The sequence below is a fragment of the Rhizobium alarense genome (assembly GCF_021555155.1).
Classification (GTDB): domain Bacteria; phylum Pseudomonadota; class Alphaproteobacteria; order Rhizobiales; family Rhizobiaceae; genus Rhizobium_D; species Rhizobium_D alarense.
Genome location: NZ_JAKGBU010000055.1, coordinates 1 through 25,982 on the forward strand (window position 1 = coordinate 1; position 25,982 = coordinate 25,982).

Here is a 25,982-nt window from a genome sequence, read left to right on the forward strand (position 1 = left end):
TGCAGGCTCGAACCACTCCAAGACCCCTTCGGGCCAAAAGTGTTACCCATGTCTCCGGTATAAACCGTAACCCATGTGTCCAGAATGGACCCAAAAAAAGATGGCGGAGAGGAAGGGATTCGAACCCTCGATACGGTTTCCCGTATACGCCCTTAGCAGGGGCGCGCCTTCGACCACTCGGCCACCTCTCCGTTGGCGTGTGACTACTCAGCGATCCCGGTGATTGCAAGGGCTTTTTCTCGGCCGCCCGCGAATTCTGCTGCGAGGCGGGCAGGCGCGCGCGGGCGGAGCGCGCGCGGGAGTCCTTATACGTTCCGCCCGTTCCGCCGTCTCCCGTGCGTGCGTCGGCGGTCCGAAGCCGACCGGAGCGCGGCGCGGTTATAGGGTGCGGCGGCAGGCGGCGCCCGCCCGGATCCCTGGTGCCGCGCCGCGTTCCGCCGGCGCGAATCGGACCGGAATCACCCCGCGCCGCTACAATCGCCCGAACCGGAGACGCCGCACCACGGGTGGCCGACCCGGCGCGTGGACGGCCCCGATTCCCCCTCCGGAGGGGGCTGTCCGGAGCGATCCGCATCGTCCCGATGCCGCAAAACGGCCTGCTAAGTGTCGAAACCACAAGGCAATTTGTTAATGGCTGGTAAAGAAACCGGCAGGCGGGCGGCGGATTTGTGTCCTTTGCGCAACAGGGCGGTGCGAAGGCGGAACCAAACCTCCCTTTCCGGCAAGATGGAGATTGCGCCACGGGGCGCGTCTTGTATTTTCAACTCCGGAAGCAGGGGCGGTTGATCGTCCGCTTCTTGAACTTGGGGATGGGGCAGGGAACGCTGTCCTTCAGCAAAAAACCCAGACCCGTATGAAACTTTTTGACTGGAGGTCAGAAATGAACATCAAGAGCCTTCTTCTCGGCTCCGCTGCTGCTCTCGCAGCAGTTTCTGGCGCTCAGGCTGCCGATGCGATCATCGCAGCTGAGCCCGAGCCGATGGAATACGTACGCGTCTGCGACGCGTTCGGCGCCGGCTACTTCTACATCCCGGGCACGGAAACCTGCCTTTCGATCCGCGGTTACGTCCGTACGCAGTTCGACTTCGCTGAAGACGCTGCTCCGGATGGTGACTGGGGCTACGACACGAACGCTCGTGGTTACCTGACGTTCGACGCCAAGTCCGACACCGAATACGGCACGCTGACGGGTCAGATCAACCTCGAAGCCGACTCCAACGGTGCAAACTCCGTCATCGTCGACGGCGTGTTCATCCAGTTCGCCGGCTTCACGGTCGGTTCGTTCTACAACTACTGGGACGCCGGTCTGTCGGGTGAAACCGACTCGAACGACAGCGGTGCGCTCGGCGTATTCGGCGGCAACACGCTCAACGACGCCATCATGTACACCTACGAAGGCGGCGCCTTCACGGTGTCGGCTGCTGTCGAGAACTTCACGCCGGAAACCGGCTTCAAGGACTTCGACAACTTCGGCGTCTCCGGCCAGGTCGGCGCGACGTTCGGTGGCGTGAACGCTACCCTGCTCGGCTCCTACGACTCGAACTTCGAAGAAGGCGCGATCCGCGGTCTCGTCACGGCCGAAGTCGGCCCGGGCACGTTCGGTGCGTTCGCTGTCTGGTCTTCGGGCCGCAGCCGCTACTGGGACGCTTCGGAATGGGCATTCGCTGCTGAATACGCAGTCGCCGTTACCGAAAAGTTCAAGATCACCCCCGGCTTCCAGTACTGGGACACGATCGACTACTCGGCTGGTGGCCAGTACATGGGTGACCGCGACGCCTGGCGCGCTGGCGTAACCCTCGACTACGCAATCACCGAAGGCCTGACCTCCAAGCTGTCTCTGCAGTACACGGACGTCGACACGGGCGTAGCCCGCAAGCAGCCCTACGCTGGCGGCTCGACCTCCAAGGCTGCTGGCGAAGCCTGGACCGGCTTCCTGCGTCTGCAGCGCAACTTCTAATCTGATCTGACCTCGGTCAAATCAGGGGAGCCCGGCTTTCGAGCCGGGCTTCTTGCGTTCAGGCTCCTGTTCCCGACTGCCGCTGCGGCCGGAGGAGAAACGGTTTTCCGGGGAGTTGTTCCGCCGGTCTGCCAAAGGCCGGCCTGTCGGGGCCGGCTCGGCCGTCATCCAACCGCGGCCCGACGGACGGCGGGCCGTTCCCGTTGACCGCGGACGAGAGGCGGCGGCAGCCTGCCGCGCGGTTCAGAGGCTGCGCAGGAAATGCAGCAGCGCGCCGAAGACGTCCGTGTGGTGAAGCACCGGCGTATGGCCCTGGCCGGGTGCCGTCACGGCGGTCAGTCGCGGATGGCGGCGTGCCATCTCCAGGAAGGTCTGTTGCGACAGAAGCAGCGAATGTTCGCCGCGGATGGCGAGCATCGGCATCGCGGTCAGTCCGGTGAACTGCTCCCAGAGGGTGGGCAGCGGCTGCGCGAGGTCGATCGCCTTCAACTGCTCGGTGATCGCCGGATCGAAATCCGCGACGAGTTTTCCGTTCTTCTCCGCATAGACGGCATGTGCCATGTCGCGCCAGTCCTGTTCCGCAAGCCGCGGAAAGGCCCTGCCGTGCATGTCCTGCAGGATGCGGGCGGCGTCCTCGAAGGAGCGCGGGCGCTCGCCGCGGCTGAGATAGGCCTTGATATGGGCAAGCCCGGCATTCTCGATCGCCGGTCCGATGTCGTTCAGCACCGTGGCGCGGATCATCGCCGGCCTGAGGGCGGAAAGCAGGTGCAGGATGAGCCCGCCGCGCGACGTGCCGATGAACACGCCGTGCTCGATGCCGAGCGCCGTCACGACCGACAGCACGTCGTCGCTTTCGACCGGCAGGCTGTAATGCGTCTTGTCGGGATCCCAGGCGGAACGGCCGCGGCCGCGGTAGTCGAGCGCCACGACGCGGCGCGGCTCCGTCGGGTGGCGCGAGAGCAGGAGCGCCAGCTGGTGGAAATCGCGGGCGTTGCGGCTGAGCCCCGGCAGGCAGACGACGGGAAGCCGGCCGGCGTCGATCGCCGGCTGCGGCCGGTAGTCCCGTGCCGAAAGCAGCAGGCCGTCGCGGGCCGAGACCTGCCGCTCCTCGAAACCGTTTGCATAGTCTGAAATCATCGAGCCGCCTTCCGTTGCCGTCGCCATGGCAAGAGAGCCCGATGGCGAACGGCCTGCATCACCGCAACCCGCCGGAACCGGCACGACAACGGGGAGCACCGCCGGCGGATGCGGCGATCTTCAGCTTTTTCGCGCTGCTGTCATCCGAAAAATGGCAGAGAGGGGCGGGGTTCAGCGCCCCATCCTGAGATCGTGCACGATGTCGGCCGTCTCGCCGAGCCGCGTCTTGTAGACTTGGTAGTTCTCCATGACGCGCTGCACATAGTGCCGCGTCTCGGAGAAGGGGATTTTCTCCACCCAGTCCACCACCTCGTCGATCGGCCTGCCGCGCGGGTCGCCGTAGCGCTCGATCCACTGCCCGACGCGGCGGGGGCCTGCATTGTAGGCGATGAAGGTGAGGATGTAGGAGCCGCCGAAATCCGCGATCTGCTCGCCGAGATAGTGCGCGCCGAGCGTCGCGTTGTAGGCCGCGTCGCTCGTCAGGCGATCCTTGGAATAGCTGAGGCCGTAGCGCTTGGCGACGCCCTGCGCCGTGCCGGGCAGCAGTTGCAGCAGGCCGCGCGCATTGGCCGGCGATATGGCGGCGGGATTGAAGGCGCTTTCCTGCCGGGCGATCGCATAGGCGAGTGCCTTGCCGGAACCGTCGATATCGGCGCTGTCCGGGATGACGCCGATCGGGAAGGCGAGGGCCGCCACGTCGATGCCGCGCGCGAAGGCGATCTTGCCGATCTGCAGCGACAGCTGGTGCCCGACCGTCTTTTCCGCCTGGGCCGACAGCATCGCCAGTTCGCCGGGGCTGGTCAGGTCCTCGGCAAGCGCCCGGTAGATCGAGGCCGCCCGCCAGCCGTGGCCGGCCGCGTCGAGCCGCGCGATGGCTTTCACCGGTTCACGCTCCGCGAAGCGCGTACGGTCGTCGGCGCTCGGCGCCGGATAGGCGACGTTCAGCGTCTTGCGGCCGAGCCGGGCCGCGGCGAGCTGGCCGTAATAGGTGCCGGAGAACACCGCCGCCTTCGTGAAATGGTCGTTCGCAGCGCCGGCCGCTCCCGCCTCGGCCGCCCGGCCGAGCCAGTACCAGGCGCGCGACTGGGCGAGCGGACGGCTCGAGACCTGCAGGATCCTGCGGAAGTGCCGCTCCGCCGTCGCGGCATCCTTCAGCCCGCGCAGCGCATACCAGCCGGCATGGAACTCGGCCTCCACCACGTCGGTCTCCTCGACCGCCGCATGACCCGCGGCGATCCGGTAGGCGTCGCGATAGTCGCCCTGTTCTGCAAGGCCGCGGCTGGCGATCCGCGCCTCTACCCACCAGGCGGCGGGGTCGACGAGGGCCGCCCTGTCCTTCGGGCTGTCGGCCAGAAGCTTTGCGGCCTCGCGGTAGCGGTCGGCCCGGTTCGCCATCTCGATGCGCAGGAACAGATAGGCCGGATCCCGGTGCCAGGAGGGGGCGACGGCCTTCAGCAGCGCTCCGGCATTGGCGGCCTTGCGGATGACGGCGGCCCAGGCCTTGTAGAGCGACTGTGCCTTGCCGAGCGTCGAGAAGCGCTCGGCCTGCGCCGCACGCTCGCGGTAGAGCAGCATCTTCATGCGCGCCAGATGATCGGCGGCCGTCAGCAGCGTGCCGAACGCGTCGAGCATCCTGTCCTCGAGCGCGACGGACATCGTTTCGGTCAGCCAGTAGGAGCGGATCGTCTTCGCCGCCGCCGCCGGCTCCCCGGCCTCGACCAGCGCGCGGGCGAGCACGACGGCGCCTTCCGCCGTTTCCGGCCGGGTCGTGCCGAAGGCGGAGAGCACGTCGCGTGCCGGTGGGTTTTCCCGTGCCAGGGCCCGCTCCGAATGGGCGCGGAGCGCGGCGAGCCCCGGCCAGCCCTTCAATTCGCGCTGTGCGGCGGCGATCTCGGAGGAGGGGATGTCGCGTTCACCGGAAAGGGCGATGGCCCAGGTCAGGATGTGGCGGTCGAGGCTGCCCTCGGCCATGGCGTTGCGAATGCGCAGCGCCGCGATGCCGTCGCTGTCGGACAGCGCGTCGAGCCCGTCCTTCAGCGCGCCGGAGACCGGCGCCACCCGGTCGGCGCGCAGGATCGCGCCCGTGACGTCGCGCGACGGCATCTCGGCGGCGAAGCCGAGCGGTTTGGCGCGGGGGAGCGGCGCGTTTTCCGCCTCGACCGGCGCGGCCGTCCAGGTGAGGGCAAGCGCGCCCGCCGACAGGAGCGCCAGGAATGCGATGCTGCGTCTTGCGGTCATGTCACGCACCGGTCGCTTGCAGGTCGTGGCGCCATGCCTGATGGGCCATGTTTGAACATCTCTTCCATTAACGGTTCATTGTCTTAACGAAATCTTGCTGCACGTATTCGAATGCCGATCACTTTTTGTCGGCGCGGACCCGGGAGAGAACGGCAGGGCCTGCCATGCCGCCGCCCGAGAAATCGCTCCCGCTGGCGCTTGCCGCCCGACCGACACATGATTATGGTGCGCGAGTTTTTAACCAGGAATACGGCCAAAGCATGGGTGCCCCGCGGTACCGCTCGGGCCTCAGGAGTTCTCGATGTTCAAGGGATCCATTCCCGCTCTCGTCACGCCCTTCACCGATGCGGGCGCCGTCGACGAGAAAGCCTTTGCCGCGCATGTCGAATGGCAGATTTCCGAAGGCAGCCACGGGCTCGTCCCGGTCGGCACCACCGGTGAATCGCCGACCCTGTCGCATGACGAGCACAAGCGCGTGGTGGAGCTGTGCATCGAGGTCGCCGCCGGGCGGGTGCCGGTCATTGCCGGCGCCGGCTCCAACAACACGCGCGAGGCGGTCGAGCTCGCGCAGCACGCCGAGAAGGCCGGCGCCGACGCGATCCTCGTCGTGACGCCCTATTACAACAAGCCGACGCAGAAGGGCCTGATCGCGCATTATTCGGCGATCGCCGAAAGCGTCTCGCTGCCGATCATCATCTACAACATTCCCGGCCGCTCGGTCATCGACATGAGCCCCGAGACGATGGGCGCACTTGCGAAGAAGTACCGGACGATCATGGGCGTCAAGGATGCGACCGGCAAGATCGAGCGTGTCTCGGAGCAGCGCATCGCCTGCGGCAAGGATTTCATTCAGCTGTCCGGCGAGGATGCGACCGCGCTCGGCTTCAACGCCCATGGCGGCGTCGGCTGCATCTCGGTCACCGCCAATGTCGCGCCCCGCCTCTGTGCGGAATTCCAGCAGGCGACGCTGGCCGGCGACTATGCCAGCGCGCTTGCCTACCAGGACCGGCTGATGCCGCTGCACAAGGCGATCTTCATCGAGCCCGGTCTCTGCGGCGCGAAATACGCGCTGAACCGCCTCGGCCGCATGAGCCGCACGGTGCGCTCGCCGCTGCTGCCGACGCTCGAGCCTGCGACGGAGACCGCGATCGACGCGGCGCTCCATCATGCCGGGCTGATGAACTGAGGCCGATGATGGCAGTCAAGGCCAAGCCAGCCACGATCAGGAAGATTGTCGCGGAGAACCGCAAGGCCCGCTTCAACTACGAGATCATCGACACCTACGAGGCCGGTCTGGTTCTGACCGGCACGGAGGTCAAGTCGCTGCGCGACGGCAAGGCCAACATCGCCGAATCCTATGCCTCGGACGAGGGCGGCGAAATCTGGCTGATCAACTCCTACCTGCCGGAATACCTGCAGGCGAACCGCTTCAACCACGAGACGCGCCGCCGCAGGAAACTGCTGCTGTCGAAGCGCGAGATGCACCGGTTGCAGAATGCGGTCAACCGCGAAGGCATGACGCTGGTGCCGTTGAAGATCTATTTCAACGACCGCGGCCGGGCGAAGCTCGAACTGGCGCTCGCCAAGGGCAAGAAGCTGCACGACAAGCGCGAGACCCAGAAGGAACGCGACTGGAACCGGCAGAAGAGCCGCCTGCTGCGCGACCGCGGCTGAGGCCGCTCACCGTTCCTGTCGGCCCGAAGCCCCGCTCACGCGATCGTTCTCCGCCGGCAGTTTGCCGCGCTTCTCCGCCTGCCGGTGGACAGCGCCCGCGGAGGGGTGTAGGAGAGCCCCGTTCAGACCGGTCGCAGCCCACCCGGTTCATCAAAACAAGGGATCCGAACATGAAGACCATCGTCATCTGCTCCGGCGGACTGGACTCCGTTTCGCTTGCACACAGGGTCGCGGCGGAACAGACGCTCGCCGGCCTCGTCTCCTTCGACTACGGCCAGCGCCACCGCAAGGAGCTCGATTTCGCCGCCGCCTGCGCCCGCCGGCTCGGCGTGCCGCACCAGATCGTCGACATCACGGCGATCGGCCGGCACCTGACGGGGTCCGCCCTGACCGACGACGTGGACGTGCCGGACGGCCACTATGCCGAGGAAACGATGAAGGCAACGGTCGTGCCGAACCGCAACGCCATCATGCTTTCCGTCGCCTTCGGCCTTGCCGCCGCGCAGCAGGCGGACGCGGTTGCCGTTGCCGTCCATGGCGGCGATCACTTCATCTATCCCGACTGCCGCCCCGGCTTCATCGACGCCTTCCAGACGATGCAGGACCACGCGCTCGACGGCTATGCCGCCGTCCGGCTGCTGGCACCCTATGTCAACCTCTCCAAGGCGGCGATCGTCGCCGAGGGCGCGCGCCACGGCACGCCCTTCGCCGAGACCTGGTCCTGCTACAAGGGCGGCCGTCGCCATTGCGGCCGCTGCGGCACCTGCGTCGAGCGGCGCGAGGCCTTCGCCCTCGCCGGTGTCGCCGATCCGACGGACTACGAGGATCCGGACTTCTGGGTTGCGGCGACGCAGGGCTTCCGCGCTGCGGAGGTCCGCTGATGTACCGCATCACCAAGGAATTCCACTTCTCGGCCTCGCACCAGCTTTCGCATCTGCCGGCGGATCATCAGTGCGCCCGCCTGCACGGCCACAACTATATCGTCGAGGTGGAGCTGTCGGCGCCGGAGCTGAACGCGGACGGTTTCGTCCGCGACTATCACGAGCTTGCGCCGCTGAAGCGCTATATCGACGAGCATTTCGACCACCGGCACCTGAACGACGTGCTCGGCCACGACCGGGTGACGTCGGAATGGCTCGCGCGGCATTTCTTCGACTGGTGCAGGGCGCGCCTGCCGGAAACGACGGCCGTCCGGGTGAGCGAGACGCCGAAGACCTGGGCGGAATACCGGCCGTGAGCGGGCCGGACGACACGAGCATCCGCGTCAGCGAGATCTTCGGCCCGACCATCCAGGGCGAGGGCGCGCTGATCGGCCTGCCGACCGTCTTCGTGCGCACCGGCGGATGCGACTATCGCTGTGCCTGGTGCGATACGCTGCATGCCGTCGACAGTGCCTATCGCGAAACCTGGCGGCCGATGCGCGCCGGCGAGATCTGGCAGGAGGTCCGCCGCCTGTCGGCCGGCCGGCCGCTGACGGTATCGCTCTCCGGCGGCAACCCGGCGATCCAGCCGCTCGGGCCGCTGATCACCCGCGGCCACGCCGACGGCTACACCTTCGCGCTCGAGACGCAGGGCAGCGTGGCACGGTCGTGGTTCGCCGCGCTCGACCATCTCGTTTTGAGCCCCAAGCCGCCGTCGAGCGGCATGCAGACGGATTTCGGCGCGCTCGACGACTGTCTCGCCGCCGCCGGCGGGCGGCCGGAGATCGTTTTGAAGATGGTGGTCTTCGATGAACGCGACTTCGCCTTTGCCCGCTCCGTCGCCGCGCGCCATCCGGACCTGCCGGTCTATCTGCAGCCGGGCAACCACACGCCGCCGCCGGCCGGGCGCGACGACGCAGCCGTCGACATCGACGGCATCACGCAGCGCATGCTGTGGCTGGTGGAGAAAGTGGCGGCGGAGCGGTGGTTCGACGCCCGGGTGCTGCCGCAGCTCCATGTGCTCTTGTGGGGAAACAGGCGGGGCGTCTGACCTCGGTTGCGGCCGATACCGGAGAACCGGCCGGCCGCCGGCAATCGTCAGAACTGGGAATAGAGCTGGGCGATCACCGAGGCCTGCGCCATGCGGGAAAGCTGCCGCGTATCCGTCTCGACCGGCACCGGGGCCGAGCCCGTCGCCACGTCCTGCGACCGGGATGCCGCCGGCGACAGGAAGGACGACAGGAGGTCGGCGAGCTGCGTGCTCTCCATGGCGAGGCGCGCCGAAGGGTCGCGGCTGTCGGCAAGCCGGCTCTCGCCGCTTTCCGTGACGGAAGCGAAGGAGGGGACGCCCGATCCCTGCGGAAGGCCGTTCGGCCCGTAAAGGATGCCGAAGTCGCCGCTGTCGGCGTCGTCCGGCGCGAAGCTCTCCTGCACCGGCGCGACGGCGGGGGCCGCCAGCGCTGCGAGCGCGGAAAGCGAGGGGCTTTCGGCGCGCGGCGCGTCCGCCTGGCTTTGATAGCTGCTTGTGGCAGTCGATATGGCGTTGAGCATGTCCCGACCCGAATTTCTGTCCGGATAGGGATGTACCACGAGAGTCTTTAGGAATGTTTCGAGGGGCGGACGGCAGTTTAGTAAAGCTTTATCGACCGCCGCCGCCCCGCTCTTTCTAAAGAAAAATCAGAGACTTGATGGCAATCAATTGTCTCCGGATTCCGTCACCGGCTCATGGACGCGGGCGGGGCGCTCGGACGGGTCGCGGCCGATTTCGGCCTTGAGCGTCACGAGATCGATGAAATAGTCTGCCTGCCGGCGCAGGTCGTCGGCGATCATCGGCGGCTGGGTCGACAGGGTGGAGACGACAGAGACCTTGCGGCCCTTGCGCTGCAGCGCCTCGACGAGCGTCGTGAAGTCGCCGTCGCCGGAGAAGATGACGAGATGGTCGACGGTCTCGGACTGCTCCATGGCGTCGATCGCCAGTTCGATGTCCATATTTCCCTTGATCTTGCGCCGGCCGAGCGAGTCGGTGAACTCCTTCGCCGGCTTCGTCACGACCTTGTAGCCGTTGTAGTCGAGCCAGTCGATCAGCGGGCGGATCGAAGAATATTCCTGATCCTCGATCAGCGCCGTGTAGTAATAGGCGCGCAGGAGATAGCCTCTCTTCTGGAACGCCTTCAGAAGCTTGCGGTAATCGATGTCGAAACCCAGGGTGCGAGAGGCGGCGTAGAGATTGGCGCCATCGATAAAAAGAGCGATTTTCTCGCGGGGGTCAAACATTTTTCAACTATCCTTGTCTGAATATCAGGTGTGAACTGTCCGTCTAACGCCCTGATTTTTGCAGTGCAATAAAACGTTAAATTAACAGTTATTCATATAGTGACCATGTAGGACACTGCCAGCGATAATCCAACCAAATCTAAGTTGAAATCCCTAATTTTACCGGGGCGGCAGAAAAAGCGCCTCGTTGCCGAAACCGCGCGCGGTCTCGCCCGGGGCCTGTCGCGCGGCCGCGGTCCGCGTCGGGGCGGCGCCCGCCGGATGCATCTCCTGATTGTGCCTGCCGGATATCGGCGGGAGAGTGCCGGGCCTGGAACGAGGAATAACTTGAATTCGCCGGCCATTGATTGTATCGGCAGGAACAATCCTGAAATTTTCTCGCTCATGAAGGACACACCATGGCCCGTGTCACCGTAGAAGACTGCATTGACAAGGTGGACAACCGCTTCGAGCTGGTTCTCCTCGCAAGCCACCGCGCGCGCCTGATCTCGCAGGGTGCCGCCATCACGATCGACCGCGACAACGACAAGAACCCGGTCGTGGCGCTGCGCGAGATCGCCGACGAGACGCTGTCGCCCGGCGACCTCAAGGAAGACCTGATCCATTCGCTGCAGAAGCATGTCGAGGTCGACGAGCCGGAGCCCGATCCGGCATCGCTCATCACGACCGCCGAGACGGACGGTTTCGAGGTTGTCGAAGGCGAGGACGACGACCTGCCGGAAGCCGTCACCTTCGATCGCATGTCGGAAGAGGAACTGCTCGCCGGCATCGAAGGCCTCGTGCCGCCGGAGAAGAGCGACGACTACTGATTTCGCTCCGTTCCGGATCGAACCGCCTTCTTTCAAACACGGTGCGCCCCCTACTATGGCCGGGGCGCACTTTTTCGTTGCCCGGAGCCCCTGAAGGATGATGCGCCAGTATGAACTCGTCGAGCGGGTTCAAAAATACAAGCCCGATGCGAACGAGGCCCTTCTCAACAAGGCCTATGTCTATGCGATGCAGAAGCACGGACAGCAGAAGCGGGCGAGCGGCGATCCCTATATTTCCCATCCTTTGGAGGTGGCCGCGATCCTGACCGACATGCGGCTCGACGAATCCACCATCGCGGTGGCGCTGCTGCATGACACGATCGAGGACACGTCTGCGACACGCGCCGAGATCGACGAGCTGTTCGGCGAGGACATCGGCGCACTGGTCGAGGGCCTCACCAAGATCAAGAAGCTCGACCTCGTTTCCAAGAAGGCCAAGCAGGCGGAGAACCTGCGCAAGCTGCTGCTCGCCATATCCGACGACGTGCGCGTGCTGCTCGTCAAGCTCGCCGACCGCCTGCACAACATGCGCACGCTCGACCACATGTCGGCCGAAAAGCGCGCCCGCATCTCGGAAGAGACGATGGACATCTATGCGCCGCTCGCCGGCCGCATGGGCATGCAGGACATGCGCGAGGAGCTGGAAGACCTCTCGTTCCGCCATATCAATCCGGAAGCCTACGAGGCCGTGACGCGCAAGCTCCACGAGCTTTCCGAGCGCAACGAGGGCCTGATCCGCAAGATCGAGGCCGAGCTCGGCGACCTGCTGGTGGCGAACGGCCTCGTCAGCGCCAGCGTCAAGGGACGCCAGAAGAAACCCTATTCGGTCTTCCGCAAGATGCAGTCGAAGTCGCTCTCCTTCGAGCAGCTGTCCGACGTCTACGCCTTCCGGATCATCGTCGACGACATTCCGTCCTGCTATCGCGCGCTCGGCATCGTGCACACGCGCTGGCGCGTCGTGCCGGGGCGGTTCAAGGACTACATCTCGACGCCGAAGCAGAACGACTATCAGTCGATCCACACGACGATCGTCGGCCCGTCGCGCCAGCGCATCGAACTGCAGATCCGCTCGATGCGCATGCACGAGATCGCCGAATACGGCATCGCCGCCCACGCGCTCTACAAGGACAAGGAGCCGGTGGACGGCGATCGCCCGCCGCCCGCCTCCAACGCCTATGCGCTGCTGCGCCGCACGATCGAATCGCTGGCCGAGGGCGACAGCCCGGAGGAGTTCCTCGAGCACACCAAGCTCGAGCTCTTCCAGGACCAGGTGTTCTGCTTCACGCCCAAGGGCCAGCTGATCACGCTGCCGCGCGGCGCGACGCCGATCGACTTCGCCTATGCGGTGCATACCAATGTCGGCGACACCTGCGTCGGCGCCAAGATCAACGGCCGCATCATGCCGCTCGTGACGCGCCTGACCAACGGTGACGAGGTCGAGATCATCCGCTCCGGCATCCAGGTGCCGCCACCGGCCTGGGAGGAGATCGTCGTCACCGGCAAGGCCCGCGCCGCGATCCGCCGCGCCACCCGCGCGGCGATCCGCAAGCAGTATTCCGGCCTCGGCTACCGCATCCTGGAGCGCACGTTCGACCGCGCCGGCAAGTCCTTCTCGCGCGACGGGCTGAAGCCGGTGCTGCACCGGCTCGGCCAGAAGGACGTGGAGGATGCGATCGCCGCCGTCGGCCGCGGCGAGCTCTCCTCGCTCGACGTGCTGCGCGCCGTTTTCCCCGACCATCAGGACGAACGCGTTACCGTGAAGCCCAGCGCCGACGACGGCTGGTTCAACATGCGCAGCGCCGCCGGCATGGTCTTCAAGATCCCGGGCCGGACGAAACAGCAGCTCGAAGCCGCCGGCCAGATGGGGCCGGACGCACTGCCGATCCGCGGCCTTTCGGGCGACGCCGGCGTTCGATTCTCCGAGGGCGGCGCCGTGCCCGGCGACCGCATCGTCGGCATCATGGAACGCGACACCGGCATCACCATCTATCCGATCCAGTCGCCGGCGCTGCAGAAGTTCGACGACGAGCCCGACCGCTGGATCGACGTGCGCTGGGATCTCGACGAGGCGAACAGCACCCGCTTCATGGCCCGCGTGATGATCAATGCGCTGAACGAGCCGGGCACGCTTGCCGAAGTCACCCAGGTCATCGCCACCAGCGACGTCAACATCCGTTCCATGTCGATGGCGCGGGTCGCCACCGACTTCACCGAGGTCCATATCGACCTCGAGGTCTGGGATCTCCGGCAGTTGAACCAGCTGATGGGACAGCTCCGCGACCTGCAGTCCGTCTCGACGGTCGACCGCGTCTTCGTCTGACGCAAGCTCACGACTGTCGCCGGCCGGCCGCCCTGCGGCACTACGATGGAAGCCATGCAGATCGCTCTCGACGGCCTGTTTCCCGGATTCGCGGTGGCCGGCGAGGGCGGGGTCGTGCGCATCGCCGGCTGCAAACGGAAGGCTGTCTTTACCGCCGGCCGTGATCCGGCGCATCCGCGTGCCCCTCGCGACCCGATTTTATGCGGATTGCCTCCCCATGGGGCAGAACTGCCCATGAATTGACCAGCGATATGCGTAGAACGCATGGCTGCCCAAGAATAGTGGCGCTGGTTGCGGCGCGCCTCTGCGCCTATCTTCTGGCTCGGGAGGTCAACCGAAAGAGGTTTGACAATGTTGAAGCAGTTCAAGACTTTTGCCCGCGCCCTGCGCATCCCGTCGATCGAAGACCGCGAGACCGCCTATCTCAACGGCGCCCTCGACCGCATCGATCTCGAATACCGCCAGCGCCAGATCGACCGCGGCCTGTTCCGCAAGTCCTTCTGATCGATCCGTGAACCCGAGGCCCGTGACGCAGGTGCTGCGTCACGTGTGAGCGGTCGCGGGCCGGTCGTTGCAAGCGCGTCATTGAAATGCCGCGCTTCGGTCGGTTATGTCTGGCCGATGTTGTTCCGCCGCAGAAAACCCTTGCCCCTTGCCGCCCGGATTCGCGAAGCCCTGTGGCCGCGCAAGGGTTTCGGCAGGTCTGTCCGTTACATCGGCAAGCGCCTGCTCAGGATCGCGGCGACGCCGCATGCCGTCGCCGCCGGTGTCGCGGCCGGCGTTTTCGCCACCTTCACGCCCTTCGTCGGCTTTCACGTCCTCATCGCTTTGGCCGTCGCCTGGCTGCTCGCCGGCAACCTGATCGCCGCCGCACTCTCGACGACGATCGGCAATCCGCTCACCTTTCCCTTCCTCTGGGCCCTCACTTTCCGGGTGGGGGAAGCGATGCTCGGCATCCGGCCGGACACCGGCGGCGAGACGGTCGACCTCCTGCACGCGCTGGAACATCTCCGTTTTGCGGAGCTCTGGCAGCCGGTGATCAAGCCGATGCTGGCCGGCGGCCTGCTGCTCGGGCCGGTCGCCGCGATACCGGCCTATCTGGCGACCCGCTATGCCGTGTCGTCCTTCCGCCGGCGCCGGGCGCACCGCCCCCGTGCGGTTCCGTCCGTCGACGGCAATTGACGCGGGCGCGCTTCGCCGCCATCTAGGGGCAGATTGCGCGCCGCCGCGGGGCCGGCGCCAACAGGAGACCATGCGCATGATCATCGGCATCGGCAGCGACCTCATCGACATCCGTCGCGTGGAAAAGTCGCTCGAACGTTTCGGCGAGCGCTTCACGGCCCGCTGCTTCACCGAGATCGAGCGGAGGAAGTCGGACGGGCGCCGGAACCGGGCCGCCTCCTACGCCAAGCGTTTCGCCGCCAAGGAGGCCTGTTCGAAGGCGCTCGGCACGGGGCTCGCGCAGGGCGTCTTCTGGAAGGACATGGGCGTCGTCAACCTGCCGGGCGGCAAGCCGACGATGAAGCTGACGGGCGGCGCGCTCGCCCGGCTGAGACAGATGACGCCGGCCGGCCACGAGACGCGGATCCACATCACCATCACGGACGATTTTCCGCTCGCGCAGGCCTTCGTCATCATCGAGGCGGTGCCTGAAGGCGCGCCCGGCTGAGGTCTGCGTCAAATTCTCCGTCATGATTTCATTTCCCCCGAACTTGGGGTAGAGAGGCAAGAATGTTTGCAGAAAAGGACAGGTCCGGCGTGGCAGAAAAGACTGAGAAGGCACAGAGCGGCCTGTGGGAAAACGTCAAGGTCATCATCCAGGCACTGCTGCTCGCCGTCGTGATCCGCACCGTCCTCTTCCAGCCCTTCACCATCCCGTCCGGATCGATGATGCCGACGCTGCTCGTGGGCGACTACCTGTTCGTCAACAAGTTCTCCTACGGCTATTCCAAGTATTCGCTGCCCTTCTCGCCGGATATCTTCGAGGGCCGCATCTTCGCGAGCGAGCCCGAGCGCGGCGACATCGTCGTCTTCCGCTTCCCGCCCAATCCGGACATCGACTACATCAAGCGCGTCGTCGGCCTGCCGGGCGACCGGGTGCAGGTCCGCGACAGCGTGCTCTACATCAACGACCAGCCGGTCACGCGCGAGGAGGACGGCGTCTTCCGTTCCGACGACCGCTACGACACCGGTGAGAACGTGCCGGTCTTCCGCGAGACCTTCGACAACGGCGTCAGCTTCGACACGCTCGACACCCGCATCGGCACGATCGGCGACAACACCCGCGAGTTCATCGTGCCCGAGGGGCACTATTTCATGATGGGCGACAACCGCGACAATTCCGCCGACAGCCGCTTCGACGTGGGCTTCGTGCCGGCGGAGAACCTGATCGGCCGCGCCAGCCTCATCTTCTTCTCGCTCGGCAACGACACCGCTTTCCGCGAGATCTGGAAGTGGCCGACCAACCTGCGCTGGAACCGGCTGTTCAAGGTCGTCGAATGAAGGCCGGCAGACCGCTGAACGACGAGGATCGCGGCCGGCTCGAGGCCGCGATCGGATACCGCTTCGCCTCCGGCGAGCGCCTCGACCGGGCGATCACCCATGCCAGCGCCCGCCCCGGCAAGGGCAGCAACTACGAGCGGCTCGAATTCCTCGGCGATCGGGTGCTCGGGCTGTGCATCGCCGAACTGCTGTTCCGGACCTTTCGCGAGGCGACCGAGGGCGAGCTCTCGGTCAGGCTCAACCAGCTCGTCAGCGCCGAGACCTGCGCCCAGGTTTCCGATGCGCTCGGCCTGCACCAGTTCATCCGCACCGGCTCCGACGTCAAGAAGCTCACCGGCAAGCCGATGATGAACGTGCGCGCCGACGTGGTGGAATCGCTGATCGCCGCGATCTATCTCGACGGCGGTCTGGAGGCGGCGCGCGGCTTCGTGCTGAAGCACTGGCAGGATCGCGCGGTGCGTGCCGAAGGCGGCCGCCGCGACGCCAAGACCGAATTGCAGGAATGGGCGCATGCCCGCTTCCAGACGACGCCGGTCTACCGCGTCGACGAGCGGTCGGGCCCGGACCACGATCCCCGATTCACCGTGACGGTGGAAATACCGGGCGTGGCACCGGAAACGGGCGTCGAGCGCTCGAAGCGCGCCGCCGAGCAGGTTGCCGCGACCCGGATCCTCGAACGGGAAGGCATCTGGAAGCGTTCGGGCGTCTGACGCCGGCCGCTTGCCGCGTGGCATGCAAACCTCGATAATGAAACGAATGAGCTGGCGCGCCCTCATGGCCGCGGCCGGCCGGAAAGATGGATGATATGACGGAACAGGAACAGTCAGCCGGCACCGAAGGTGCTGCAACGGTGCCGACCCGCTCGGGCTTCGTGGCGCTGATCGGCGCCACCAATGCCGGCAAGTCGACGCTGGTCAACCGGCTGGTCGGCGCCAAGGTCTCGATCGTCAGCCACAAGGTGCAGACGACACGCGCCATCGTGCGCGGCATCGCGATCCACGACAACGCACAGATCGTCTTCATGGATACGCCCGGCATCTTCAAGCCGCGCCGCAGGCTCGACCGCGCCATGGTGACGACCGCCTGGGGCGGCGCCAAGGATGCCGATTTCATCATGTTGCTGATCGACAGCGAGCGCGGCCTGAAGGGCGATGCCGAGACGATCCTGGAGGGCTTGAAGGAGGTCCACCAGCCGAAGATCCTCGTCCTCAACAAGATCGACCAGGTATCGCGCGAGGATCTGCTGGGCCTCGCCAGGGCGGCGAACGAGACGGTCGCCTTCGAGCGCACCTTCATGATTTCCGCGCTCAACGGTTCCGGCTGCGAGGATGTCATGGACTATCTCGCAGCCGCGCTGCCGGAAGGCCCGTGGTACTATCCCGAGGACCAGATCTCCGACCTGCCGATGCGCCAGCTCGCCGCCGAGATCACCCGCGAGAAGCTGTTTCTCCGCCTGCACCAGGAGCTTCCCTATTCCTCGCATGTCGAGACAGAGAAGTGGGAGGAGCGCAAGGACGGCTCGGTTCGCATCGAGCAGGTCATCTATGTCGAGCGCGACAGCCAGAAGAAGATCGCGCTCGGCAAGAACGGCGAGGCGATCAAGGCGATCTCCATGGCCTCGCGCAAGGAATTGTCCGAGATCCTCGAGCAGCCCGTCCACCTCTTCCTCTTCGTGAAGGTGCGCGAGAACTGGGGCGACGACCCGGCCCGCTTTCGCGAAATGGGGCTGGAATTTCCGAGATAGGGGCGGGGCAGGGCCTTCCGCCCGGCATGGACCGTAGCGCGGAAGGGCCGGCTCTCAGGCCATGCGGGCAGTTGTGGCGACGGTCTTCGTGCCGGCCGCTTCCCGCGCCTGCTCGACGAGGCGCTGCATCGCCCAGACGCCGAGGTCCTCGGCCGACAGCGGCTTGCTGATCAGATAGCCCTGGTAGAGATCGCAGCCGGCAGCGGCGAGGAGCGTCAGCTTTTCCGTCGTGTCGACGCCTTCCGCGACGACCGACATGTCCTGCGCATGGCAAAGCGCGATCAGCGCGCGCAGCGTCGGCAGGGCCGCCTTCTTCGTCAGGCTTTCGACGAGCGCCCGGTCGAGCTTGATGGTCTCTGCCGGGTAGTCGATGATCTGCTGGACGGACGTGTAGCCCGCGCCGAAATCGTCGATCGAGATGCGGAAGCCCGTCTCGCGCAGGATGTCGATGTTGCGCTGCGACTGGTCGCCGAGTTTTACCGCAAAGGTCTCGGTGAGCTCGATCTCGATCTTGCGCGGATCCACCTTGTGGCGCCTGGCGCAGTCCTTGAAATGGTTGCTGATCGATTTCGTGTAGAGCTCCGCCGACGAGATGTTGATGCACATGATCGTCTCGGGGCCGAAGAGCCGGCAGACATGGGCATGGTCGGCCATGGCGCGGTCGATCACCCACCAGTCGATCTTGCTGAAGAGGCCGGTCGTCTCGGCGATCGGGATGAACTCGTCGGGCGTGACGTTGCCGAGCAGCGGGGAGGTCCAGCGCAGCAGCGCTTCGCAGCCCGTCACCTTGCCCTTGCCGTTGACCATCGGCATGTAGACGAGGTGGAATTCGTCGTCCGGCTTCAGCGAGCGCAGTTCCTCCTCGATGCGCCGCTTGCGGGTGCGCCGCTCGTGCAGCGAGCGCGAATAGCGCGCCGAACCGTTCTTGCCCTGTGACTTTGCCTGGTACATCGCCGCATCCGCATGCGTCACCAGTTCGGCGAGCGTCTGCGCGTCGTCCGGGCAGATCGCGACGCCGATCGAGGCGGTCACCGGGAAGGACGTGCCGAGCATTTCGAAGCCGTTCGCGAAGAGTGCGAGGATGCGGTCGGAAATCTCGCGGATCGTGCCGTCGCCGGGCTGCGAGCGCACCATGATGGCGAACTCGTCGCCGGACAGGCGGGCGAAGAGCCCTTCCGGCAGGGAGCGCCGGCCGACCACCTCGTTGACGATCGTCTTGATGCGGGCTGCGAGCGCCTTCAGCAATTCGTCGCCGACCTTGTGCCCGTGTTTGTCGTTGACGAACTTGAAGTTGTCGACGTCGATGAAGAGCAGCGTGCAGCCGGTGCCCTCCGCGATCGCCTGCTCCAGGAGCTGCACGGAGCGCACGTTGAAGTGCTCGCGGTTGCTGACGCCGGTGAGCGTGTCCGTCCAGGAGGCAGTCTGCACCAGGTCGAAGGAGCGCACGGCCTCGTCGTGCAGCCGTTTCATGTTGGCGGAGAGGCTGCCGAGTTCGCCGGCCTGGCTGGCGGCGGGAAGTTCGCTGCGCTCGCCGCTCATGACCTGCGTGAGCTGCCGGTCGAGCGAGGCGATCGGGTTGGTGATGTAGCGCCGCACGAGCAGCAGCACGAGGCCGATCGTGAACAGGCTGAGGCCGATCGCGCCGGCGGCGAGCAGCAGCTTGAGCAGCGAGAGCTTCTCCTCCACATGCGCCATCGGCGGGGTCAGCCGCGCGTAGAGCGTCGGGCCGAGCTTGGCGGTCGCGGAGAACGGCCCCTGGGCCGGAAGCTGATGCGCCGCGATCTCGAGCCCGGCGCCGTATTCCTCCTCCAGCTTCTGCTTCATCTGCAGGAAGGGCGTCGGCCGGACGGCGGTCTGCACGAGGATCGAGCCGGCCTTGGCGCTGGAGACCGGACGGCTGAAGGTCAGGGGATCGAGGAATTCCGAGTGCACGATCAGCGGTTCGATGCCCTCGGCCTGCAGGTAGGACCAGGTCGACAGTTTCGGGCTGTCGATCACGCTGCGGGCGTGCGCGATCTGCGCGGCGGAGATTTCCGCAAAGGGGTCGTCGCTGTTTTCATAGTAGTAGTCGACGGTGAGCGGCGAGCGGATGATGGCGACGGAAACGAATTTCCGCCGGTCCTCGGAGAGCGAGGTGATGGCGTCCTGCAGGCGCACGCCGAGCGCGTTGCTGCGGTAGCTCGCATCCGGCTCGCTGATGAAGCGGCGCACCGCGCTGCCTTCGACGAGCGAGTAGATGAGGCTCTTGTTCATCGCCACTTCGCTCTGGAACGTGCCGCCGAGCAGGCCGACCTGCTGCCACAGCCGCGCCCGCTCCAGGCCGAGGATCGAGGCGCTCTGCGAATAATAAAGCGCCGTCGCCGCCAGCACGTAACCGGCGAGCACGACGGGGAAGATCAGGACGAAGGCGCGTTTACCGAGCGTCACGGAACTGCACCAGGCTGCTTATGATGCGCCGGCGGGCCTGGACGGACGGCACCGTAAGCTCCTCCTGGAACTGGCTCTTGGCCATGATCTCTGCCGGCGGATAGATTTCGGGATTGGCCCGCATCTCGGCCGGGATGTGGGCGAGCGCGCCGGTGCTCGCGGTCGGCATGTTGAGCGACAGCGCGATGCGCGCCGCGTTTTCCGGCCGGCCGACGAAGTCGACGAAGCGCAGTGCCGCCGCCTTGCGCTTGGAATGGGCGTTGACGGCGAGGCAGTCGAGCCAGGAGAGCGTGCCTTCCTTGGGCACCGTATAGTGCCAGAGACGGTCTGCGCCGACCTTCTCGTTCAGCACGTGCTGGTCGCCGCTGTAGCCGAGCGCCATGTAGATGTTCGGCCCGAGTTCCGGGTTCTGGATCGAGGTGATGACGTAGTCGTAGGTCAGGACATAGGCCGACTGCTTCTTCATCAGCTCGTAGGCGGCCTTCAGTGTCTCGTTGTCATTGGCGTTGATCGACTTTCCGAGCAGCACGAGCGGCGCGATGAAGGCCTCGTTGTGATCCTCGAACATCGCGACGTGGCCCTTGAGGCTTTCGGCCGGCGCCATCAGGTCCGCCCAGGAGGTCGGTTGCGGCGTGACCTTGTCGGAGCGGTAGAGGATGCCCATGGTGCCCCAGAGATAGGGCATGCCGTAGCCGCCGCAGCGGTCGGTCCACTCCGCCGTGTAGTCGGAGAGCGACGGGGTGTTTTCGGTCGTGAGCGGCGCGAGCACGCCCCTTTCGCCGAAGAGCTTCGCGCCGTTTTCGCCCGTCACAACCACATCGACGTCGCTGTCCGGATTGGACAGGACCTCGTCGCGCTCGTCGCCGCTGTCGTAATAGGTCTGGCGGACCTCGATGCCGGTCGCCGCGGTGAAATCCGTCAGCACCGCATCGTCGATATAGGCTTCCCAGATCAGCAGATTGAGCGTTTCGGCATGGGCGGGCGCAGCCAGCAGCAGCGCGCCCAGCAAAGCGGTCGTGACCAGATGTCTGTACCCCATGCCCGTTCCCGTTCTCCAAAGGTAAAGAAGAGGATAGGCAGCAAGAATTGATGAAATATTACAACCGGCGGGCTATTTCGGCCCGTTCGTGCCGATTCCGCTTGCGCCGCCCGTTCGCCCCGCTACCGTCTGCCTCTGGTCGCGGGGGCGGAGGACGACGGCATGGCATCGGATTTTGCGGCGCTGCTCGGCCGGATCGTCGTCAGGGGGCGGCTCGAGCTCGTCGATCCCGACGGCGCCTGCCGGCGCTTCGGCGACGGGGCCGGGCAAGCGGTGCGCGTCCGCCTCGCGGATGCCGCGGCCGGTGCCGAAATCGCCGCCGACCCCGCGCTGAAGCTCGGCGAGGCCTATATGGACGGGCGGCTGGTCATGGAGGAGGGGAACGTCTTCGACCTCCTGTCGCTGCTGCGCCGCAACGACCTGCGCCGCGCGGCGACGCCGGCGATCAAGGCGAGGGGCCTGCTGCGGCTTCTCGTCCATCAGGTGAACGCGCGCCTGCCGGTCAACCGCAACCGCCGCAACGTCGCCCACCACTACGACCTCGACGCGCGGCTGTTCGACCTCTTCCTCGACCGGGACTGGCAGTATTCCTGCGCCTATTTCGAGCCGCGCGGCATCGGCCTCGAGGAAGCGCAATGCGCCAAGAAGCGCCATATCGCGGCAAAGCTGCTGCTGGAGCCGCATCACCGGGTCCTGGAGGTCGGCTCCGGCTGGGGCGGTCTCGGCCTGTATCTCGCAGAATGCTCGGGCGCCGAGGTCACCGGCATCACCCTTTCGACCGAGCAGCTCGCCGTCGCGCGGGCGCGCGCCGCCGAGCGGCGGCTTTCCGACCGGGTCCGCTTCGAGCTCACCGACTATGTCGACCTTCAGGGCACCTACGACCGCATCGTCTCCGTCGGCATGTTCGAGCATGTCGGCATCACCAACTACCGGCGGTTCTTCGGCACCATGGCGCGCGTCCTCAAAAAGGAGGGCGTGATGCTGCTGCATTATATCGGCCGCACACGCCCCGCCCATGCGGTCAATCCCTGGATCGAGAAATACATCTTCCCGGGCGGCTACATGCCGGCGCTCTCGGAGATCCTGCCGTCGATCGAAAAGGCGGGGCTGCTCGTCAAGGACGTCGAGATCCTGCCGATGCACTATGCCTGGACGCTGCGGGCCTGGCGCGAGCGCTTCGTTTCCCGCTGGGACGAGGCGGCGGCGCTCTATGACGCGCGCTTCTGCCGGATGTGGGAGTTCTATCTCGCGGCCTGCGAGGTCGCCTTCCGCCACGAGCGGCTGTCGATCGCCCAGATCCAGCTCGCGCGCCATCAGGACGCCGTGCCCTATGCGCGCGGCTATATCGCCGAGGCGGAGGCCCGGCTGCGCGATTTCGAGGCGACGCGGCCGCCGCTCGCCCCGGTGCGCTTCTGATCGCGGGCCCGTCGCGATATCCTGTGGAATCCCCGTCGCTTTGCTGTTGGCGCGGAGGGGGCGCCGCTCTATGGTCGCCGCCCGCGCATGCCCCCGCATCATGGAGACCGACATGGCCGCTACCCCGTTGAAGATCGCCAACCTGATTGCCGCCGAGATCAAGGCGAGCGCCGCGCAGGTGACGGCGGCGGTCGGGCTTCTGGACGAGGGCGCGACGGTGCCCTTCATCGCCCGCTACCGCAAGGAGGTGACGGGCGGGCTCGACGACACGCAGCTCCGCACGCTGTCCGAGCGGCTGACCTACCTGCGCGAGCTCGAGGCCCGCCGCGCCGCGATCCTCGACAGCATTTCCGGGCAGGGCAAGCTGACGGACGCGCTCGCCGCCAGCATCGCCAATGTCGCGACCAAGGCCGAGCTCGAGGACATCTACCTGCCCTACAAGCCGAAGCGCCGCACCAGGGCCGAGATCGCCCGCGAGCGCGGGCTGGCGCCGCTGGCGGAGCGGATACTTTCCGACCGCGCGGCGGTGCCCGCCGAGCTTGCGGAAAAATTCCTCTCCGCCGAGGTGCCGGACGTCAAGACGGCGCTGGAGGGCGCGCGCGACATCGTCGCGGAAGGGATCGCCGAGAATGCCGATCTCCTGAAGCGCCTGCGCGAGCACATGAAGCAGCACGCCTATCTCCGCGCGCGCGTCGTCGACGGCAAGCAGGCGGCGGGCGCCAAGTTCTCCGACTATTTCGACCACACCGAGCGCTGGGCGACGGTGCCGGGCCACCGGGCGCTCGCCATGCTGCGCGGCTGGAACGAGGAGGTCCTGTCGGTCGACATCGTCGTCGACCAGGACAGCAGCGATCCGGTGAAGCCCGCCGAGCGCATCGTCGCCGCCGCCTATGCCGTCGGCTCGAAGCCCGGCGACAAATGGCTCGCCGAGGTGATCGGCTGGACCTGGCGCGTCAAGCTCTCCCTGTCGCTGTCGCTCGACCTGATGCGCGAGATGCGCGAGCGCGCCGAGGAGGAGGCGATCCGGGTCTTTGCCCGCAACCTCAAGGACCTGCTGCTCGCCGCGCCCGCCGGCACGCGGGCGACGATGGGTCTCGATCCGGGCATCCGCACCGGCGTCAAGGTGGCGGTGGTCGACAACACCGGCAAGCTCCTGGAGACGACGACCGTCTATCCCTTCCCGCCGAAGAACGACGTGCGCGGCACGCAGGCGGAACTCGCAGCGCTTGTCCGCAGGCACGGGGTGGAGCTGATCGCCATCGGCAACGGCACCGGCAGCCGCGAGACCGAAAAGCTCGTCGCCGACATGCTCGCCGCCCTGCCGGCGCCGAAGCCGACCAAGGTCATCGTGTCGGAGGCCGGCGCCTCGGTCTATTCCGCCTCGGAGGCGGCGGCGGCCGAATTCCCCAATCTCGACGTGTCGCTGCGCGGCGCCGTCTCCATCGCGCGGCGCCTGCAGGATCCGCTTGCCGAACTCGTCAAGATCGAGCCGAAGTCGATCGGCGTCGGCCAGTACCAGCACGACGTCGACCAGGGCAAGCTCGGCCGCTCGCTCGACGCGGTGGTGGAAGACGCGGTGAACGCGGTCGGCGTCGACCTCAACACGGCGTCCGCGCCGCTGCTGGCGCGGGTCTCCGGCCTCGGAAAATCCTCCGCCGAGGCGATCGTCGCGCATCGCGACGCCAACGGCCCCTTCGAGAGCCGCAGGGAGCTGATGAAGGTCGCCCGGCTCGGCGCCCGCACCTTCGAGCAATGCGCCGGCTTCCTGCGCATCCCGAACGGCCGGGAGCCGCTCGACGCCTCCGCCGTGCATCCGGAGGCCTATGGCGTCGCCAAGAAGATCGTGGCCGCCTGCGGGCGCGACCTGCGCGCCCTGATGGGCGACAGCGCGGCTTTGAAGAAGCTCGATCCGGCGCTCTTCGTCGACGATCGCTTCGGCCTGCCGACCGTCCGGGACATCCTCGCCGAACTGGAAAAGCCCGGCCGCGACCCGCGCCCGGAATTCAAGACCGCGACCTTCGCCGACGGCATCGACGATATCAAGGACCTGAAGCCCGGCATGCTGCTGGAAGGCACGGTGACCAACGTCGCCGCCTTCGGCGCCTTCGTCGACATCGGCGTGCACCAGGACGGCCTCGTGCACGTCTCCCAGCTCGCCGACCGCTTCGTCAAGGACCCGCACGAGGTGGTGAAGGCCGGCGACGTCGTAAAGGTCCGCGTCACCGAGGTCGACGTCCCCCGCAAGCGCATCGGCCTCACCATGCGGAAAGACGGTGGCGCAGAGTCAGCGCCCCGTGAGTCAGGCGCTCGTGAACAAGGCGCGCGCGACCGGCACGCACAGGCCCCGCGCGGCGGCAAGTTCACGCAGCCGGCGCCGAAGCCGCAAGGATCGGCGCAGGGCGCGCTGGCTGCGGCGCTGGCGGAGGCGATGAAGCGAAAGTGAGCCTCTTCCCCGGTTCCTCAGGGAAGCGGGTAGGAACGACTTGCCAAAATTTTCTAATGCCTCGTCGCACAATTCGTCGTTTGCCCCACCGGCCTCGTTCGCCGATAGTCCCGGCACGGGCGGGTTCAAACAGCGGCTCGGTTGATGACCGATGCCGCCCGACGAAGGAATGACCAGAATGACGATGATGATTTCGCGCCGGCAGGCGATTGCCGGCACCCTTCTTGCCGTGCCGACGATCACAGGGCTTTCCACTGCCGTTGCCGCCAAGAGCGATGGCGGTGCGCTGGAAGGGCGGCTTCGGACCTTGGAAGAGCGCCACGGCGGACGCCTCGGCGTCTCGATCCAAAATCTCGCGACGGGGGCTCGTCTCGGGCATCGCGCGGACGAACTCTTCCTGATGTGCAGCACCTCCAAGGCGCTGCTCGGCGGGTTTATCCTGGCGCGGGTCGACCGGGGCGAGGAAAAGCTCGACCGCCGCATCCCGGTGAAGAAGGCCGATCTCCTCGACTGGGCGCCGGTCGTCGGGACGCGTGTCGGCGCGGATATGTCCGTGGCCGAACTCTGCGAGGCGACGATCACCTGGAGCGACAACGCCGCCGCCAACATCCTGCTTGCAAGCTTCGGCGGACCGACGGTTCTGACCGATTTCCTGCGCTCGACCGGCGACGGCGTGTCGCGGCTCGACCGCACGGAGCCGACGCTCAACACGCATGAGGGTCCGGATGACGAACGCGACACCTCGACACCCGATGCCATGCTGGAGACGCTTCGCAAACTGGTCTTCGGCGACGTGCTGTCGCGGCGGTCGAAGGCGCAGTTCGCCACCTGGCTGGTGATGAACAAGACCGGCGACACCCGCATCCGCGCCGGTTTCCCGGACGACTGGATCGCCGGCGACAAGACCGGCACCAACGGCGACACGGCCGGCAACGCCAACGACGTCGCCATCGGCTGGTCGCCCGACCGCGGCGCGGTCCTCGTCGTGGTGTTCTACGAGGTGCCGGGCATCAGCGGCGACGAGCGTAACGCCGTCATCGCCGAGGTCGGACGGATTTCGGTCGAGGTGTAAAATTAAGCAA

Annotated in this window: 24 protein-coding genes and 1 tRNA gene; 18 read left to right on the forward strand and 7 right to left on the reverse strand. The window is 66.4% G+C overall.

Annotated elements, in window-relative coordinates:
- Positions 1-101: 101 nt before the first annotated feature.
- Positions 102-191: transfer RNA gene (locus tag LXM94_RS16930), tRNA-Ser, on the reverse strand.
- A 689-nt stretch (positions 192-880) separates the two neighbouring features.
- On the opposite strand from LXM94_RS16930, the gene LXM94_RS16935 reads away from it, so the two are divergent.
- Positions 881-1,957, forward strand: a complete 1,077-nt coding sequence (locus tag LXM94_RS16935; protein WP_235772648.1) for a porin — start codon at positions 881-883, stop codon at positions 1,955-1,957.
- 243 nt (positions 1,958-2,200) lie between these two features.
- Here LXM94_RS16935 and LXM94_RS16940 read toward each other — a convergent pair whose 3' ends face one another.
- Both LXM94_RS16940 and LXM94_RS16945 read right to left on the reverse strand, forming a co-directional pair.
- Entirely contained in the window at positions 2,201-3,094 is an 894-nt protein-coding gene (locus tag LXM94_RS16940; RefSeq protein WP_235772649.1) for an alpha/beta fold hydrolase, read from the reverse strand.
- Between the two features lie 171 nt (positions 3,095-3,265).
- Positions 3,266-5,332: a lytic transglycosylase domain-containing protein gene (locus tag LXM94_RS16945; RefSeq protein WP_235772650.1), complete on the reverse strand. Its 2,067-nt coding sequence runs from the start codon at positions 5,330-5,332 to the stop codon at positions 3,266-3,268.
- Positions 5,333-5,633: 301 nt separating this feature from the next.
- Here LXM94_RS16945 and dapA point away from each other — a divergent pair, with 301 nt between their 5' ends.
- From dapA to queE, 5 genes are all read left to right on the forward strand, one after another.
- Complete coding sequence (dapA, locus tag LXM94_RS16950; protein ID WP_235772651.1) at positions 5,634-6,518, forward strand: 4-hydroxy-tetrahydrodipicolinate synthase; 885 nt, start codon at positions 5,634-5,636, stop codon at positions 6,516-6,518.
- A gap of 8 nt (positions 6,519-6,526) precedes the next feature.
- Complete coding sequence (smpB, locus tag LXM94_RS16955; RefSeq protein WP_235772652.1) at positions 6,527-7,006, forward strand: SsrA-binding protein SmpB; 480 nt, start codon at positions 6,527-6,529, stop codon at positions 7,004-7,006.
- Positions 7,007-7,176: 170 nt separating this feature from the next.
- Entirely contained in the window at positions 7,177-7,887 is a 711-nt protein-coding gene (queC, locus tag LXM94_RS16960; protein ID WP_235772653.1) for a 7-cyano-7-deazaguanine synthase QueC, read from the forward strand.
- Positions 7,887-8,243, forward strand: a complete 357-nt coding sequence (gene queD / locus LXM94_RS16965; RefSeq protein WP_235772654.1) for a 6-carboxytetrahydropterin synthase QueD — start codon at positions 7,887-7,889, stop codon at positions 8,241-8,243. Before queC ends, queD begins: the two co-directional genes overlap by 1 nt.
- Complete coding sequence (gene queE, locus LXM94_RS16970) at positions 8,162-8,977, forward strand: 7-carboxy-7-deazaguanine synthase QueE (RefSeq protein ID WP_235772681.1); 816 nt, start codon at positions 8,162-8,164, stop codon at positions 8,975-8,977. The genes queD and queE overlap by 82 nt, the downstream gene beginning before the upstream one ends.
- Positions 8,978-9,024: 47 nt before the next feature.
- Here the strand turns inward: queE and LXM94_RS16975 are convergent, their stop codons facing one another.
- Together LXM94_RS16975 and LXM94_RS16980 are read right to left on the reverse strand one after the other, a co-directional pair.
- On the reverse strand, positions 9,025-9,477 hold the full coding sequence (locus LXM94_RS16975) for a hypothetical protein (RefSeq protein ID WP_235772655.1): 453 nt from the start codon (positions 9,475-9,477) through the stop codon (positions 9,025-9,027).
- A 144-nt stretch (positions 9,478-9,621) separates the two neighbouring features.
- Positions 9,622-10,200, reverse strand: a complete 579-nt coding sequence (locus LXM94_RS16980) for a LabA-like NYN domain-containing protein (protein WP_235772656.1) — start codon at positions 10,198-10,200, stop codon at positions 9,622-9,624.
- Positions 10,201-10,598: 398 nt separating this feature from the next.
- Here LXM94_RS16980 and rpoZ point away from each other — a divergent pair, with 398 nt between their 5' ends.
- The 9 genes from rpoZ to era all read left to right on the forward strand — a co-directional run bounded on the left by rpoZ (position 10,599) and on the right by era (position 17,575).
- A complete protein-coding gene (gene rpoZ, locus LXM94_RS16985) occupies positions 10,599-11,009 on the forward strand; it encodes a DNA-directed RNA polymerase subunit omega (protein WP_235772657.1) in 411 nt (136 codons plus the stop codon).
- Between the two features lie 97 nt (positions 11,010-11,106).
- On the forward strand, positions 11,107-13,329 hold the full coding sequence (locus LXM94_RS16990) for a RelA/SpoT family protein (RefSeq protein ID WP_235772658.1): 2,223 nt from the start codon (positions 11,107-11,109) through the stop codon (positions 13,327-13,329).
- Between the two features lie 54 nt (positions 13,330-13,383).
- Positions 13,384-13,572 (forward strand): hypothetical protein, encoded by a 189-nt coding sequence (locus LXM94_RS16995; protein ID WP_235772659.1) that lies wholly within the window; start codon positions 13,384-13,386, stop codon positions 13,570-13,572.
- 108 nt (positions 13,573-13,680) lie between these two features.
- Positions 13,681-13,833: a DUF3563 domain-containing protein gene (locus tag LXM94_RS17000; protein WP_235772660.1), complete on the forward strand. Its 153-nt coding sequence runs from the start codon at positions 13,681-13,683 to the stop codon at positions 13,831-13,833.
- A gap of 117 nt (positions 13,834-13,950) precedes the next feature.
- Complete coding sequence (locus LXM94_RS17005; RefSeq protein ID WP_408015656.1) at positions 13,951-14,511, forward strand: DUF2062 domain-containing protein; 561 nt, start codon at positions 13,951-13,953, stop codon at positions 14,509-14,511.
- Between the two features lie 76 nt (positions 14,512-14,587).
- Positions 14,588-14,998, forward strand: coding sequence for a holo-ACP synthase (gene acpS / locus LXM94_RS17010; RefSeq protein WP_235772662.1), 411 nt, complete (start codon positions 14,588-14,590; stop codon positions 14,996-14,998).
- 62 nt (positions 14,999-15,060) lie between these two features.
- Positions 15,061-15,831, forward strand: coding sequence for a signal peptidase I (gene lepB / locus LXM94_RS17015; protein WP_268965156.1), 771 nt, complete (start codon positions 15,061-15,063; stop codon positions 15,829-15,831).
- A complete protein-coding gene (gene rnc, locus LXM94_RS17020) occupies positions 15,828-16,541 on the forward strand; it encodes a ribonuclease III (RefSeq protein ID WP_235772664.1) in 714 nt (237 codons plus the stop codon). The genes lepB and rnc overlap by 4 nt, the downstream gene beginning before the upstream one ends.
- Positions 16,542-16,627: 86 nt before the next feature.
- Positions 16,628-17,575, forward strand: coding sequence for a GTPase Era (era, locus tag LXM94_RS17025; protein ID WP_408015657.1), 948 nt, complete (start codon positions 16,628-16,630; stop codon positions 17,573-17,575).
- Positions 17,576-17,629: 54 nt separating this feature from the next.
- On the opposite strand, the gene LXM94_RS17030 is transcribed toward era, so the two are convergent.
- Complete coding sequence (locus LXM94_RS17030; protein WP_235772666.1) at positions 17,630-20,002, reverse strand: putative bifunctional diguanylate cyclase/phosphodiesterase; 2,373 nt, start codon at positions 20,000-20,002, stop codon at positions 17,630-17,632.
- Positions 19,989-21,041, reverse strand: a complete 1,053-nt coding sequence (locus LXM94_RS17035) for a polyamine ABC transporter substrate-binding protein (protein ID WP_235772667.1) — start codon at positions 21,039-21,041, stop codon at positions 19,989-19,991. The genes LXM94_RS17030 and LXM94_RS17035 overlap by 14 nt, the downstream gene beginning before the upstream one ends.
- 162 nt (positions 21,042-21,203) lie before the next feature.
- Between LXM94_RS17035 and LXM94_RS17040 the strand changes: the two genes are divergently transcribed.
- From LXM94_RS17040 to bla, 3 genes are all read left to right on the forward strand, one after another.
- Positions 21,204-22,457 (forward strand): SAM-dependent methyltransferase, encoded by a 1,254-nt coding sequence (locus LXM94_RS17040; protein WP_235772668.1) that lies wholly within the window; start codon positions 21,204-21,206, stop codon positions 22,455-22,457.
- Positions 22,458-22,569: 112 nt separating this feature from the next.
- The gene (locus LXM94_RS17045; RefSeq protein WP_235772669.1) at positions 22,570-24,900 is read left to right on the forward strand and encodes a Tex family protein; all 2,331 of its coding nucleotides are present in this window, start codon (positions 22,570-22,572) and stop codon (positions 24,898-24,900) included.
- Positions 24,901-25,078: 178 nt separating this feature from the next.
- A complete protein-coding gene (bla, locus tag LXM94_RS17050) occupies positions 25,079-25,972 on the forward strand; it encodes a class A beta-lactamase (RefSeq protein WP_235772670.1) in 894 nt (297 codons plus the stop codon).
- Positions 25,973-25,982: the final 10 nt, after the last annotated feature.